The following is a 13,885-nucleotide window of genomic DNA, read 5'->3' as shown; positions in this document are numbered from 1 at the left end:
CTATTGAGATAGCCACCTGTGCGGTAGTATTTATTCAGTATTCTCTGAGTGCTTAAATTTGATCCTTCTGTGTTGGATCAATCAGCTGAGTGGGGTTTTACATTGAATGTTACTTTTTTGGCGAATTGTTTAACTTGGTGTTAAACACATATTAAATGGAGAGATGAGCAATGATGTTAGAGTCTTACTCGGTAGCCTTTTGGGGCATATTGTTAATAATATTAACTGTAATTGTACAAAGTGTTGTTGCTGCTACTTCAAAAGCTGCACAACCAGGCGCTATACCTGGAAAGATAGACCCATCCTTAAGCCATTATTCTTTTGTTTTTCGTTCAAATCGAACCTTTGCTAATTCATTAGAAAATATTACTGTCATGCTTGGTGCTTCATTTTTAACAATTTTGCTAGGAGCAAACGTGTTTTGGACTGGAGTTATTATTTGGATTATGGTGTTATCTAGAATTATGCATATGGTTCTCTATTATTGCATTGCAACAGAAAAGAACCCGAGCCCAAGAAGTTATTTTTACTTAATCGCTTTGCTAGCTAATATTGTCTTGATAGGTTTATGTGCTGTGACTCTTATCTGACCCGAATCTCGCAGGTGGTCGTTAGCAATGTGTTCAGTTTAACTTTGCTATATATGGCAGTAAACCCACCACTCGTTACAGTTAAGATTGAGGTGTAAGTGGATGTGTTTTCTGCTCTTAAAGAGTCTAGAGTGCCATTTGATAAGTGATAAGATCTGATTAACTCCGACACTTTTTAACCCTTGGGGCAATATGTGCGCCCGGTACTGGAACGCAGCTACTTAGGTTCTTTAATGACTATAACGTTGTGTCCTTGATGCTTGAGTTGGTTATTCAGCTGGCTGAGAATGGCTCTTGGCAACTGTGCGTTATTCTAGGTTTTACTCGCGATGGTAATCAGAGTGGCGTGACCTGTGAACTCTCGCTTAGCTTTTAATTAAAGATCAGCTACGCAGCTTGATAGTGAGTAATGTGCCCGAGTCATCGATTTCCAGTCGATGCTGTCGACCTGCGAGTAGAGCCATCGATGCAGCAAAGGCCAGAATAGATAGCAATAACCAAGTAATGCCTTTGATGCCAATATTAGCATCAAGCATTAGGCCAACAACCAATGGCCCCAGCGCTGCCAAAGTGTAACCACCACCTTGAACCAGAGCGGAAAGTTCGCCAGCGATCTTGCTATTGCCACTGCGCAGTACGATCAGTGTCAGCGCCAGGCTGAATGAGCCTCCCTGACCAAGACCGAGCAGTATAGCTCCGGGCCAACGCAGTGAACTAGGACCGAGCAATACCAGTAAAAGACCGATGCCAACGAGGCTTAGCATGGCTATTAGAGCGGGGCGTTGATCTTTATTCAGCCGTGCAAGCCAAGGTGCGGCAATGGCCGAGAAAAGCTGCGTCAAGATTGATGCGCTCATCAGCCAGCCGGCTTCGCCTTCACTGTAACCTTGCCTAACCAGCAATGTCGGAAGCCAGCCAAAAACGATATAAGCAAGAGAGGATTGACTGCCCATGAATAACATGACTTGCCAAGCGAGCGGGCTGCTGAGTAGAGCACGAGCGTGACCATTTGAAGCGCTAAGCTGAGGGTCTGGCGGCGGTTGCGGCATCATCCAGCACCAAGTAATGAGTGCAGTTATTGCTAAGCTTGTCCAAGACATCAGACTGAGCGACCAACTGCCAAGTGCATCTGCTAATGGAATGCTGAGCCCAGCCCCTAAAGCGCCACCTAAACATAACGCCATGGTATACACGCCGGTCATCAAGTCAGCGCTATCGGCTAATTCACGTTTGAACAGTGCAGGTAGTAACGTACCGAGGATGCCTATGGATGCGCCAATCAGTAGCGTACCTATAAAAAGAGTGGGTGCATGGGTCAGTCCACGTAGGGCAAGCCCGAAACTAAGGATAATAAGACCCAGCGCCAGACTACGTTCAATACCCAGTCGTCGAGCCAGCCAAGGGGAAAAAGGAGCAAACAGCCCAAGGCAAAGCACCGGCAGCGTAGTCAATAATGACAGCGACAGTACCGATAGTTCACCTTCACTTGCTATCCGAGGAAGGAGCGGGGCGAGCGACGATAATGCGGGGCGCAAGTTGAGGCCGACCAGTATCATCAAAAAAATAAACTTTAGACGATTAGGACTTTTACGACTGAGAGTCATGGGCAACATACCACTGCATTAGCTCCTGATAATAGTTGAGCTATTTAACCAAACACTCAAAAAATACGCGTTAACGCGTGCAGCTTAACTTTATGTTAGACCTGCACTGCAACAGGATGCTTGATTATTGTTTGCTGCGCCAGCCCTATTAGGGTTAACCGATCAAGGCAATTGCGAGTGGATTGACGGCTTAAAAATCGACCTTACCACGCAACGACTTGGTCATGCCGCGCTGTGTCTTTTGGTCTGCTCGTTTGCGTCGAGCGTTCTTGCTCGGCTTAGTGGGTCTCCTGGTTTTGCTAATGTAGGTGGCCGCTACTATAAATTGCTGCAAGCGCTCAAAGGCATCGATTTTGTTTTTTTCTTGGGTGCGAAATTGCTGCGCTTTAATGACCAACACGCCTTCTTTAGTAATGCGACTGTCTTTGCTTTCCAATAACAGCTGTTTTTGAAAGTCGCTTAGACTTGACGCATTGATATCAAAGCGTAAATGAATGGCCGACGAGACTTTGTTAACATTTTGCCCGCCCGCACCTTGGGAGCGTATCGCGCTAATGTCTACCTCATGGTCTTCAAGGCTGAGGGTGTTGCTTATAAAAATCATGGTAGGTTTTTGTGCAAAAGAGTCAATGTAGGCTGGCTATCATAGCCTATTATAAAACAGGCTGTTAGCGTGAGAGCTGACGCGAAGCTGTTTCAGGTTAGCATCAGTAAAATATTTGAACGGTAGAAACTAACGGGTTATGTGCTATGACCATCAGGTTTGGCGAGCTGTTTTTATCGTTTAAGGCCGCGGTAAAAGTGCAAATAATCTAACTTTTATTTGTACATTGTGCCTAGTGCTTTAGACTTGTGCGCTTAATTCGATATATAAGCTAAAGGACACCCATGAATACCACAACAGCGACATCATCCCGTTTTAGTGGGCGTGATGTGTTTGCACTGGGTTTTATGACTTTTGCACTGTTTTTAGGCGCTGGAAATATTATTTTTCCTGCCGAGTCAGGTTTAGCTGCAGGTTATACCGTGTGGCAGGCAGCCTTAGGCTTTTTGATTACTGGTGTGGGTTTGCCGCTATTGACGGTGGTCGCTCTTGCGCGAGTAGGAGGGGGCATCACTGCGTTAACACAGCCGTTAGGTAAGGTCGCCAGTGTAGTCTTGGCCGTGGCGGTATATTTAGCGATCGGTCCGTTTTTTGCAACACCACGCACTGCTGTCGTGTCTTATGAAATTGGTGTTGTGCCTTTTTTCGGTAACAGTAACAGTGGCTTGTTAATTTATTCGACGGTTTATTTTGCTTTAGTTCTGTATTTGGCAATCACCCCAAATAAAATAATTGATCGCATTGGTACGCTGATTACCCCTATTTTACTCTTGGCTTTAACGGTACTCGGTGGTGCTGCGTTTTTCAAGCCTGCGGGTAGTGTGGGTCAAGCATTGGCGATTTATCAGCAGGAAGCGTTTTTACAAGGTTTTTTACATGGTTATTTGACCATGGATGCGCTGGGTGCATTGGCGTTTGGTGTGGTGATTGCTAGTGCTTTACGCAGTAAGGGGGTGCAGTCTGAGCGCTTGGTGACACGTTATTCTATCTATGCTGGACTGATTGCTGCGATAGGTTTGTCTGCGGTTTATCTGTCGTTATTTTATCTCGGCGCTACCAGTCAGGGGATTGCTAGTGAAGCGCAAAACGGTGGACAGATTTTAGCGCTGTATGTGCAACATGTGTTTGGACCAATCGGTAATCTATTGTTGGCGGTGGTCATTGCGTTAGCCTGTTTAACCACGGCGGTGGGTTTGTTGGTGGCCTGTGGTGAGTTCTTTAGTGAGCTGCTGAAGGTTGCTTACAAATATGTGGTGATTTTTTTTGTTGTGTTCAGTTGGTTGGTTTCTAATCAAGGTTTAGAGCAGCTGATTAAAATATCGATTCCGGTGTTGACGGGATTGTATCCGTTGGCGATTGTCTTGGTGGTGCTCAGTTTGTTGGATCGTTACTGGCGTTCAAGTGCCTTAGTCTTTCGCGGCACAATGCTGGTGACCTTGATCTTTGGTGTCGTCGATGGCTTGGTTGTTGCTGGATTTTCAGCATGGGTGCCAGAGATGTTTAATCGCTTACCTTTGGCTGAGCAACAGATGGGTTGGTTATTACCGGCCAGTATTGTGCTGTTGTTGTTAGCGTGTGTGGACCGCTACTTAGCACCGACACAGATCGATTACACTAAGACATAATCAGAGGTCCGAGGTTGCTGTGTGCTCGGTAAACGCAGCAACCTCGGGTTGTTTATTCTTCGTTTATACGCGCTGGCAGATTTTTGAAGGCGGTTAAAGCGCGTTGACGACTGGCAGATAAATCCACAATCGGTTTAGGGTAATCGGCGGTACCGAACAAACCACTGAGCAGTTTAGGCTGGTGAATTTCTTTAGCGCTGAGTTGTTTAAGCTCAGGTATCCAGCGTCGAATAAAGTCGCCATTGGGATCAAACTTCTTTGATTGACTGACTGGATTAAACACGCGGAAATAGGGGACTGAATCGGTTCCCGTCGAGGCGCTCCATTGCCAGCCGCCATTATTCGCTGCTAAGCAGCCATCAATCAGGTGCTGCATAAAAAAGCGTTCGCCTTCACGCCAGTCGATTAATAAGTTTTTCGTCAAAAACATCGCTACGATCATGCGCAAACGGTTATGCATCCAACCGGTTGCCAGTAACTGACGCATGGCTGCATCAATAATAGGAAAGCCTGTGCGACCTTGCTGCCAAGCCAGTAAGTCTTTTGCGGCATCACGCCATGCTAAAGCTTCTGTTTCAGATTTAAATGCGCGATGTCGCGATACCTTCGGGTAGCCGACTAAAATGTGTGTATAAAACTCACGCCAAAGCAGCTCGTTTATCCAGGTCACGACACCTTGCTTGCCTGAATCAAACTCACCTTGATTGGCCGCTAGTGCGGCATGCAAACATTGGCGAATCGATATCACACCCGCGACTAAGTAGGCGGATAGCTGACTGGTGCCTGGCTTAGCAGGGACGTCTCGTTGCTCTAAGTATCCATCAATAGCTGCGGCCGCGAAGGTGTTTAAACGCTGCTGAGCGGCGTGCTCGCCAGCAGGCCAGAGCGCTTGCTGCTGGGCATCGATGCTGGCAAACCCCGCGACGTTGCTGGGGATCACATCACTGACAAGAGTAAGAGGCGATTGTGGCTGGGGTGTCGCCAGCCGCTCGGGTACATAATCGTGTAAACGCTGATAGCAGACTTTTTTAAACTGGCTGAATACTTTGAAGTAGGTGCCTGTTTGTGTCAGTACGCTGCCGGGTTTAAACAGAACTTGATCGAGATGGCTATGAAATAAAATACCTTGATCAACCAGTTGTGTACCGACAGCGATATCGCGTTGGCTTTCATGGATGCCGTATTCGTTATTGCTATGCACTGCGCTAATATTTAATTTCTCGCATAACTGCAGCACAACGTCAGGCACCTGCTGCCATTGATCAACGTGACGAATCAGCAAGGGTACATTCAGTGTCGCGAGGTTTTTTTCTAGCTCAGCTAGGTTGCGCAGCAAGAAATCAATTTTACAGGCCGCATCATTATGCGCTTGCCACTGGCCTGGACTGACTATGAAAACCGCAATTGTAGGACCTGCTTGTAAGGCTGCATGCAACGCCGTGTTGTCAGCGATACGCAGATCATTACGAAACCAAATGAGTTGCTGCATGCTGAAGTCCTTAATTGTTTTGTAAAAGATTGAGACGTAGCAAGCTTTGAAAAGCGTGCAAAGGATCAGTGGCACAGGTCAGGCGAGTGAACTCATTCAGCTCTTCGCGATGAATTGTGACTGCTTGCCCAAACAGCACAAGCGGGCATTGCACACCGTTTAATAACGTATGTAGTTGTTCAAGGTTAAGGCTATGGCTGCCGTAGAGCAGCACAGCACGCGCCTCCATCTGCTTAACCGCTAGCGCCAGGTCAGGTGACGGGATAGGCCATTCCAAGACCCGTATTGGGTATTCAGAATAGCTGGCCAACCAGCCTGCTAGCCAGAGATCAGGCTGCATGTTTTGCTCAGAGAGGCTCACTACAAGCAGTGGCGCATTGTTGTGCAGACGGTTATTTTGTACGATACGAGAGGCCAACTGTGTGCGCAGCCAGGTCATAAAAAAGATCTGCTCGACCCGGGGGCCTTCGGCTACTGTGCCGTATTGCTGGAGTTTTTCAATCAGAGGGAGTAGCAAGTATTGGCATAAGGTTTCTGGCGGATATAAGGCTGAGGCTTGTTTAAAACCTTCATCAAGCTTACGTTCCGCGAGTTGCTCGATCCATTGCCACCACTGCTCTTGCTGTATGCGCCACGGTGAGTCTTCTGTGGTGGTGGGAAGTGTTTGCTCTTCTAGCAATCGCTTAACTTGGCTAACGGCTACGCCGCGTTCAAGCCAATCGAGGACCTTACGAATTTTATCAATATGCTCAATGGTGTAGAGTCGGTGACCTTTAGCGCTGCGCAGTGGCTTGATTAGCCCGTAACGACGTTCCCACGCTCGCAAGGTCACTGGATTAATTCCCGTTTGTCGAGCCACTTCACGGATCGGGAACAGTGGCTCATTGTTGTCTACACGAGGTGCTGGAGTGCTGAGTATCGTTGAGCCACTCATAATGCATTCCGCAGACTGAGGTTTTCAGGATGAGGTTGCAAGTATACTTGCTCAGCAATATAAGGGGACGGATGCCGGTTAAAGTGATGCTTGAGCAAGGTCAATGGCACGATCAAAGGGACGATACCGGTGCGGTATTGACTGATTAAAAACTGTAATTCGCGTTTCTCATCGGCACTCAGCGAGTGCTTAATATAGCCGCTGATATGTTGCAGAACATTGGTATGCGAGCCGCGATTGGCTATTTTTTTCAGTGCTGACATAAATTGACTAAAGTATTGCGTCGCTAAGATACCCAAGCGCAATTGCTGGTTATTGGCTAATAAACGTCCTAACGCATTACAGTCTGAAGGGCTGTTAGCCATCAACTGATACTTATAACGGGCATGGAAATCATAGAGTTTTTTGCGCGTTAAACCGCTGCTTAATAGTTCCTGCCACTGGGCATACGCAAAGACACGAGTGATAAAGTTTTCTCGTAACACTGGATCATTGAGACGACCGTCTTCTTCGACGGGTAACAGCGGTTGCGCGCGCATCAGAGCGGCTGCGAATAAACCGACACCGCCATGTTCAGCAGTGTGACCGCTGTATTGATAGACCTTCACTCGCTCCATGCCGCAAGAGGGTGATTTTTGCATCAAGATAAAGCCGCACAGATCAGTCAGTTCTGCAGCGGTGCGTTGGCCGTAGGCGGTTAAAGCATCGGTGACATCCAATTCTGTGTTGACTGTACCAACGGCGCGAGGATTGTTGGTCTCGCCGACTAAACGAATCGGCTCGCGTGGTGTGCCAAGACCAATAGCTTGTTCTGGACACACGGAGACATATTCAAAGTATTGGCTCAGCACTGTTTTACACAGATGTGATTGTTTGTGGCCACCATTGAAGCGCACCGGCTCACCCAGTAAACAAGCACTGATGCCGACTTTAATTGGTTTATTTGAAGTGCTCATAATAGGACTTTACAGGCAGTAGAATATGCCTATAAGAATATAGTTATACTTGTACAAGTCAAATGCTTTGTATAGGTATTTTTTAAACGTCTACAATATGATATTCACATTGGCGTTTGTATAGCCCATAAAGGAGGAAACATTACGGTGTTTAAAGATGCATCAGGCGATTGATTCACCTCTAGCAGTCCCGCACTGGCCTAGATAAGCCAGCGCGAGAGGGGGTTTATACTGTGCAAATAATTTATTCTGGTTTCGTGGCTTCGTGCAGTTTTGCTTTTGCAGCATCAACAGCATCTTTACTGTTTTGTTTGATTTCAGCTGCGTTTTCTCTCACGTTTTCTTTTGCATCTGCAGCAGTATTTGCGATGTCTGCTTTAGCTTCAGCTGCGGCGTCTTTGCTAGCATCAACTGCATCACCAAGATTTTTTTCTACCTTTGCTTTAGCTGCTTCGCTTTCACTAATGATTTCATCAAGCTGCTCTTGTGCTTCTTCAGCATGCTCTTCACGAACTTCTTCCAGGTCACGAATTTCTTCTTTAACTTTTTCGGTAGCTTTTTCGCTCGCTTCAGTGAGTTGCTCAGACTTTTGATCAATGGCTTCTTTAGTTTCTTTAGCCGCTTCTTTTACAGATTGAGTCGCGTCAGATAAGGACTCTTTAGCATTGCCGAGTTTATCTTTTGGCTCACTATCACACGCAGTTAATCCAAGTGTAGCTGCGAGTAGAAGGGCGGTAACGAAAGGCTTATTCATAGATCCATCTCCATTATATCTTTTGGGCGTAACGGTATTTGAAAATAAATACGCGTCTATTATTGCACATCGTGAGTGCGATGACTTAAGTCGGCTGGAACGGTGTCATTGTCTTTTATGAACACAGGTTACTTTAAAAGTTCTGAGTCGACATGACTGGGCTGCTATACGCCGCGCATTCGCTTAGAGCGGCGACAAACGGTTGTTTTTTTAACAACAACCCCCATATCCACTGCATCGCCTGTATTGCATGGCATGTTTAGTGGATATGGAGTTAATAAAGATGGCTGTTGAAGCACAAAAAGAAACGCTAGGTTTCCAGACTGAAGTTAAACAACTGCTACATTTAATGATTCACTCGTTGTATTCAAATAAAGAGATTTTTTTACGCGAGTTGATTTCTAACGCATCTGATGCGGCTGATAAAATTCGTTTTGAAGCTTTATCTGCACCGGCCCTACTTGAAGGCGATTCTGAGCTAAAAATTCGCATCAGTTTTGATAAAGAGGCCAATACCTTAACCATCGAAGACAATGCTATCGGTATGAGTCGTGATGATGTGATCAATCACTTGGGTACTATTGCTAAGTCAGGCACTGCTGAGTTTTTCAAAAACTTATCGGGTGATGCTAAAAAAGATTCACAGTTGATTGGTCAGTTTGGTGTTGGTTTTTATTCAGCATTTATTGTCGCTGACAAAGTTGAAGTGTTCACCCGTCGTGCTGGCGCGCCTGCTTCAGAGGGCGTGCTGTGGAGTTCGCAAGGTGAAGGTGAATTTGATATTTCCAGTATTGAAAAAACTGAGCGTGGCAGCCGTATTGTGCTGCATTTGAAGAAAGAAGAAAGTGAGTTTGCCGATGGCTGGCGCTTACGCAATATTATTAAAAAATACTCTGACCATGTTGCTTTACCTATTGAGTTGCCAAAAGAGGCATCGGCTGAAGAGACTGATGCTAGTGCAGACGTCGAGTGGGAAGTGGTCAATCGTGCTAGCGCATTATGGACACGCCCACGTACTGAGGTTAAGGATGAAGAGTATCAAGAGTTTTATAAGCATGTATCCCATGATTTTGAAAACCCTTTAGCTTGGAGTCATAACAAAGTTGAAGGCAAGCTTGAGTACACCTCGCTGCTGTATGTGCCAACCCGCGCACCCTTTGATTTATACCAACGTGAAGCGCCGCGCGGCTTAAAGCTCTATGTGCAGCGCGTGTTTATCATGGATCAAGCGGATGAGTTTTTACCGCTGTACCTGCGTTTTACTAAGGGTATCGTTGATTCCAATGATTTGTCGTTGAACGTCTCTCGTGAAATTTTACAGAAAGACCCAGTGATCGAAAGCATGAAGTCAGCGCTGACTAAGCGTGTGCTGGATATGCTGGAGAAAATGGCTAAAAACAATCCAGAAGATTATCAGACGTTCTGGACAGCCTTTGGTCAGGTACTCAAAGAAGGTCCTGCTGAAGATTTCGCTAATAAAGAAAAGATTGCCGGTTTATTACGTTTTGCTTCAACTCATAGTGGTAGTGATGAGCAGAGTGTTGCGCTCAGCCAATATATTGAGCGAATGAAAGAAGGCCAAGATAAGGTTTACTTCCTCACTGGTGAAAGCTACGCACAGGTTAAAAACAGTCCACACCTTGAAGTGTTCCGCAAAAAAGGCATCGAAGTTCTGCTGCTGACTGATCGTATTGATGAGTGGCTCATGAGCTACCTGACTGACTTTGACGGTAAAAGCTTTGTCGATGTTGCGCGTGGTGATTTAGATCTGGGCGCATTAGATACTGCAGAAGACAAACAAGCGCAAGATGACGTGGCAAAAAGTAAAGAAGCGCTAGTAACACGTTTGAAAACTGCGCTGGGTGATCAAGTGGCTGATGTGCGTGTCTCGCATCGATTAACAGATTCACCGGCTATTTTGGCGATTGGTGAGCAGGATCTTGGTTTGCAAATGCGTCAAATACTGGAAGCCAGTGGTCAAAAAGTGCCTGACTCTAAGCCTATCTTTGAAATCAACCCTGCACACAGTTTGGTTGAAAAACTCGATGCTGAAACCGATGAGCAGCGCTTTACAGATCTATCGCTGATCTTGTTTGATCAGGCTGCATTGGCGGCAGGCGATAGCTTGAAAGATCCATCAGCCTATGTACAGCGTTTGAATAAGCTCTTGGTTGAGTTAAGCCGCTGAGTCTTTAGCGACAGTAATAAAAAAACCGCGATTGATTCGCGGTTTTTTTATCTGAAATTTAGGCCGATAAGGCGGTAAAGCTTTGCAGGCAAGAGCGGCTTATTGAGCGAGCACCGTGACCAGTTTGGTTGAATTAATTAAGTTGTCAGCAACAGGGCAGCGCGCTTCGATCTTATCGAGAAAGGCCTGTTTAGCCACATCATCAAGGTCGGCATCAATCGTCACCTTTAAACGCATTTCTTGAAAACCGGCGCGTGCAGTGGTTTCACGACCGAGCAGGCAGTCTGGATCATAATCGGCTTCCACTTCGAAGGTCATACCATGCAAAGTGATTTTTTCTTGGAACGCAATAATACGACCCAAGCTGCCCACGCAGCCCGCATAGGCAGCGAGGATTAATTCAGGTGGCGCCACACCTAAATTGGCACCGCCGGCATTTTTAGGCTGATCCATGTAGATTTTATGTTCGCCGCACATGATTTCGATGGTCATGCCTGCACCCATATGACCTGTGGCGCGTAATGTTTTCAATGCCATGCTTGATAGCTCCTGAGTTGATTATTAGCAAACTAAAGTGGTTAGCTATAAAAAACTATATAATACAGTATATGCATATAAAGTATATTAATGACTATCAAGTCAGGCCTAGGCTGGTTAGCTGCGACCTTTGACCGTTTTGTTATTCACGCTGCCTTGCTCAAGGATAATTTGATATTCCTTGCCGTCTTTTTCGACTTGTTGCAAACGCACCAGCAAGTAATCCCAATCTTTGGCAAACCAGAGTACGGTAATGCGCTTGCTTTGAGTAGGGTCACGGACACGCTCAACTTTAATTGCATCGACTGTACCGACCATGGTTTCGACACTGTCTTCACCTAAAACGCGGAAGTCATAGGTTTCCAGTTCATCACCATCCAGTACTTGGTAGGACATGCTGGTTTTGCCTGCAGCGATATCACGCTGTAAAGCTAACTGATAGGAGGATTTGTCTTGTACGCCCTGAATCAGAGTGACGTTAATCGGTGTGCCGCGATCGCTACCTGTGGCGCGCTGGGTGTTCCAGTCAAAATCTTGTTTGATTTTTTTAGACTTGCCCATGCCGGTACGTGCATAACGGTATTTATGAGGTTGTACCTCGCCATTAACGACGCTTAACCAACTGGTTTCATTGAGACCTGCGACCAGCATTGAGGCAGAGAAATCCAGCTTCCAAGTACCGTCTGTTTGTATTTGTAAACTGCGTTCAGCTTTGCCACTAAAGGGCAGTTGTTTCCAATCAGCTGTATAGCTGGCGGAAAATGGCTGCAACTCGGCAGCCATTAGACTCGCTGGCAACGCGAAAGTAGCCAGAATAAAAAGTATCGCGCGGCGCATGCGGTATTCTCCTAAAGTTGGAACTGAAAGCCAGAACTGGCTAGGGGTTGTCCATCAAGTTGAGCACCTTGCTCATTCAAACGCAGACGTCCTTCAGCAAACCAGCGTACCGCTAACGGATAGATATGATGCTCTAAAGCGTGCACTCTTTGCGCTAATCGTTCGGCGTTGTCGTTGGGCTGAATTGGCAGTGCTGCTTGTATGACTACAGGGCCGCCGTCGAGTTCCTCGGTGACAAAGTGCACGCTGCAACCGTGCTCTGCGTCGCCCGCATCAATCGCGCGCTGATGAGTATCAAGACCCTTGTGTTTAGGTAGTAGCGAAGGGTGGATATTCAGTAAACGCTGCGCATAGTGGCGAGTAAACTCTGGCGTTAAAATACGCATAAAACCAGCCAATACCACTAGGTTAGGCTGGTACTGGTCAATCACTTGCATGAGTGCGTTATCAAAAGCCAAGCGATCGGCAAAATCTTTATGATTGAGCACATGTTGCGCAACACCCGCTTGTTGCGCGCGGATTAAGCCATACGCATCGGCACGATTACTCACTACCGCGCAGATATGCGCGCTAGTGAGGTCAGTCAAATCATCCATAATGGCTTGTAGGTTGCTGCCTGATCCGGAGATCAGGACAACAATATTGCAGATTGTTGAGTCAGTCATTAATGGCTTTTTAGGTTGTTAAGAATAATACGTTCAGCGTTGTCACCGGCCGCTTGAATATGACCGATCACCCAAGGTTTCTCACCCGCTTGCTGCAAGTGCTCCAATACCGTGGCTTGTTGCTCAGCAGCAACGCAAATCACCATACCAACACCGCAGTTGAGAACGCGGTGCATTTCAACTTCGTCAACGTTGCCTTGCTCTTGTAACCAATCAAAAACTGCAGGACGGGTCCAGCTCGCAACATCAATTACTGCTTGTGAGTTCTCAGGCAGAACGCGTGGGATGTTTTCCAGCAAGCCACCACCAGTGATGTGTGACATGGCTTTGACTGCACCCGTTTCTTTGATCAGCTTAAGCAGCGGTTTCACGTAAATACGTGTCGGTGCCATCAGTAAATCGCTGAGTGCTTGACCATCCAATTGTGTGGTCTGGATATCAACCTGAGCCACTTCAATGATTTTACGAATCAGCGAGTAGCCGTTGGAGTGTGGGCCTGATGAAGGCAGGGCAATCAAGATATCACCAGCAGCAACTTTAGTACCGTCAATGATTTCTGATTTTTCAACTACGCCAACACAAAAACCCGCTAAGTCGTAATCTTCGCCGCTGTACATGCCTGGCATTTCTGCGGTTTCACCACCAACCAATGCGCAACCTGCTTGCTCACAACCTTCACCAATCCCCGTTACTACTTGGGCGGCGATATCAACATTGAGTTTGCCGGTCGCGTAGTAGTCTAAGAAAAATAAGGGCTCAGCACCGCTGACGATAAGGTCGTTGACACACATAGCAACCAAATCAATACCAATTTTTTCGTGCTTATTGAGGTCAATGGCTAGACGCAGTTTAGTGCCCACACCATCGGTGCCAGAGACTAAAACTGGCTGACGGTAGCCTTCAGGAATCTCACATAAAGCACCAAAGCCGCCAAGACCACCAAGGACTTCAGGACGTGCAGTGCGCTTAGCAACGCCTTTAATGCGTTCAACGAGTGCTTCGCCAGCGTCGATATCTACACCAGCGTCCTTGTAGCTTAAAGAGGTTTTATTGTTGCTCATGAATTGGGCCTTTGCGAAGTATGCGAAAAATGCGTTTAATT

Annotated in this window: 13 protein-coding genes; 3 read left to right on the top strand and 10 right to left on the bottom strand. The window is 46.6% G+C overall.

Annotated elements, in window-relative coordinates; all coding sequences use genetic code 11:
• Positions 1-170 precede the first annotated feature (170 nt).
• Positions 171-590 carry an MAPEG family protein gene (locus tag JYJ62_RS03045; RefSeq protein ID WP_205340700.1) on the top strand — a complete coding sequence of 140 codons (420 nt, stop codon included), beginning with the start codon at positions 171-173 and terminating at the stop codon, positions 588-590.
• 383 nt (positions 591-973) lie between these two features.
• On the opposite strand, the gene JYJ62_RS03040 is transcribed toward JYJ62_RS03045, so the two are convergent.
• Together JYJ62_RS03040 and arfB are read right to left on the bottom strand one after the other, a co-directional pair.
• On the bottom strand, positions 974-2,194 hold the full coding sequence (locus tag JYJ62_RS03040; protein ID WP_205340699.1) for an MFS transporter: 1,221 nt from the start codon (positions 2,192-2,194) through the stop codon (positions 974-976).
• A gap of 190 nt (positions 2,195-2,384) precedes the next feature.
• Entirely contained in the window at positions 2,385-2,798 is a 414-nt protein-coding gene (arfB, locus tag JYJ62_RS03035) for an alternative ribosome rescue aminoacyl-tRNA hydrolase ArfB (RefSeq protein WP_205340698.1), read from the bottom strand.
• 284 nt (positions 2,799-3,082) lie between these two features.
• Between arfB and brnQ the strand changes: the two genes are divergently transcribed.
• Positions 3,083-4,423 (top strand): branched-chain amino acid transport system II carrier protein, encoded by a 1,341-nt coding sequence (gene brnQ / locus JYJ62_RS03030; protein ID WP_205340697.1) that lies wholly within the window; start codon positions 3,083-3,085, stop codon positions 4,421-4,423.
• 52 nt (positions 4,424-4,475) lie between these two features.
• Here brnQ and phrB read toward each other — a convergent pair whose 3' ends face one another.
• From phrB to JYJ62_RS03010, 4 genes are all read right to left on the bottom strand, one after another.
• On the bottom strand, positions 4,476-5,912 hold the full coding sequence (gene phrB, locus JYJ62_RS03025; RefSeq protein ID WP_205340696.1) for a deoxyribodipyrimidine photo-lyase: 1,437 nt from the start codon (positions 5,910-5,912) through the stop codon (positions 4,476-4,478).
• Between the two features lie 10 nt (positions 5,913-5,922).
• Positions 5,923-6,846, bottom strand: a complete 924-nt coding sequence (locus JYJ62_RS03020) for a MerR family transcriptional regulator (protein ID WP_205340695.1) — start codon at positions 6,844-6,846, stop codon at positions 5,923-5,925.
• Positions 6,843-7,802 carry a YbgA family protein gene (locus JYJ62_RS03015; RefSeq protein ID WP_205340694.1) on the bottom strand — a complete coding sequence of 320 codons (960 nt, stop codon included), beginning with the start codon at positions 7,800-7,802 and terminating at the stop codon, positions 6,843-6,845. The genes JYJ62_RS03020 and JYJ62_RS03015 overlap by 4 nt, the downstream gene beginning before the upstream one ends.
• Before the next feature lie 244 nt (positions 7,803-8,046).
• On the bottom strand, positions 8,047-8,556 hold the full coding sequence (locus JYJ62_RS03010) for a hypothetical protein (RefSeq protein WP_205340693.1): 510 nt from the start codon (positions 8,554-8,556) through the stop codon (positions 8,047-8,049).
• 283 nt (positions 8,557-8,839) lie between these two features.
• On the opposite strand from JYJ62_RS03010, the gene htpG reads away from it, so the two are divergent.
• Positions 8,840-10,744 (top strand): molecular chaperone HtpG, encoded by a 1,905-nt coding sequence (gene htpG / locus JYJ62_RS03005; protein WP_205340692.1) that lies wholly within the window; start codon positions 8,840-8,842, stop codon positions 10,742-10,744.
• A gap of 99 nt (positions 10,745-10,843) precedes the next feature.
• Here htpG and JYJ62_RS03000 read toward each other — a convergent pair whose 3' ends face one another.
• The 4 genes from JYJ62_RS03000 to purM form a co-directional block, all read right to left on the bottom strand.
• Positions 10,844-11,281: an OsmC family protein gene (locus tag JYJ62_RS03000; protein ID WP_205340691.1), complete on the bottom strand. Its 438-nt coding sequence runs from the start codon at positions 11,279-11,281 to the stop codon at positions 10,844-10,846.
• Positions 11,282-11,398: 117 nt separating this feature from the next.
• The gene (locus tag JYJ62_RS02995) at positions 11,399-12,118 is read right to left on the bottom strand and encodes a DUF3108 domain-containing protein (RefSeq protein WP_205340690.1); all 720 of its coding nucleotides are present in this window, start codon (positions 12,116-12,118) and stop codon (positions 11,399-11,401) included.
• 11 nt (positions 12,119-12,129) lie between these two features.
• Positions 12,130-12,783, bottom strand: coding sequence for a phosphoribosylglycinamide formyltransferase (purN, locus tag JYJ62_RS02990; protein WP_205340689.1), 654 nt, complete (start codon positions 12,781-12,783; stop codon positions 12,130-12,132).
• The gene (gene purM, locus JYJ62_RS02985; RefSeq protein ID WP_205340688.1) at positions 12,783-13,844 is read right to left on the bottom strand and encodes a phosphoribosylformylglycinamidine cyclo-ligase; all 1,062 of its coding nucleotides are present in this window, start codon (positions 13,842-13,844) and stop codon (positions 12,783-12,785) included. The genes purN and purM overlap by 1 nt, the downstream gene beginning before the upstream one ends.
• Positions 13,845-13,885 lie beyond the last annotated feature (41 nt).

The sequence above is a fragment of the Denitrificimonas caeni genome (genome assembly GCF_905120345.1).
GTDB classification, from domain to species: domain Bacteria; phylum Pseudomonadota; class Gammaproteobacteria; order Pseudomonadales; family Pseudomonadaceae; genus Denitrificimonas; species Denitrificimonas caeni_A.
The sequence above is the reverse complement of the archived record's forward strand: the minus strand, read 5'-3'. Positions and strand labels throughout refer to the sequence as shown.

What these genes read in the sequence shown, in the direction of transcription:
- JYJ62_RS03010 (WP_205340693.1), bottom strand. Translation starts at nt 8,556, where the DNA reads ATGAATAAGCCTTTCGTTACCGCCCTTCTACTCGCAGCTACACTTGGA.
- htpG (WP_205340692.1), top strand. Translation starts at nt 8,840, where the DNA reads ATGGCTGTTGAAGCACAAAAAGAAACGCTAGGTTTCCAGACTGAAGTT.
- JYJ62_RS03040 (WP_205340699.1), bottom strand. Translation starts at nt 2,194, where the DNA reads ATGACTCTCAGTCGTAAAAGTCCTAATCGTCTAAAGTTTATTTTTTTG.
- phrB (WP_205340696.1), bottom strand. Translation starts at nt 5,912, where the DNA reads ATGCAGCAACTCATTTGGTTTCGTAATGATCTGCGTATCGCTGACAAC.
- JYJ62_RS03000 (WP_205340691.1), bottom strand. Translation starts at nt 11,281, where the DNA reads ATGGCATTGAAAACATTACGCGCCACAGGTCATATGGGTGCAGGCATG.
- JYJ62_RS02995 (WP_205340690.1), bottom strand. Translation starts at nt 12,118, where the DNA reads ATGCGCCGCGCGATACTTTTTATTCTGGCTACTTTCGCGTTGCCAGCG.
- arfB (WP_205340698.1), bottom strand. Translation starts at nt 2,798, where the DNA reads ATGATTTTTATAAGCAACACCCTCAGCCTTGAAGACCATGAGGTAGAC.
- brnQ (WP_205340697.1), top strand. Translation starts at nt 3,083, where the DNA reads ATGAATACCACAACAGCGACATCATCCCGTTTTAGTGGGCGTGATGTG.
- purM (WP_205340688.1), bottom strand. Translation starts at nt 13,844, where the DNA reads ATGAGCAACAATAAAACCTCTTTAAGCTACAAGGACGCTGGTGTAGAT.
- JYJ62_RS03020 (WP_205340695.1), bottom strand. Translation starts at nt 6,846, where the DNA reads ATGAGTGGCTCAACGATACTCAGCACTCCAGCACCTCGTGTAGACAAC.
- purN (WP_205340689.1), bottom strand. Translation starts at nt 12,783, where the DNA reads ATGACTGACTCAACAATCTGCAATATTGTTGTCCTGATCTCCGGATCA.
- JYJ62_RS03045 (WP_205340700.1), top strand. Translation starts at nt 171, where the DNA reads ATGATGTTAGAGTCTTACTCGGTAGCCTTTTGGGGCATATTGTTAATA.
- JYJ62_RS03015 (WP_205340694.1), bottom strand. Translation starts at nt 7,802, where the DNA reads ATGAGCACTTCAAATAAACCAATTAAAGTCGGCATCAGTGCTTGTTTA.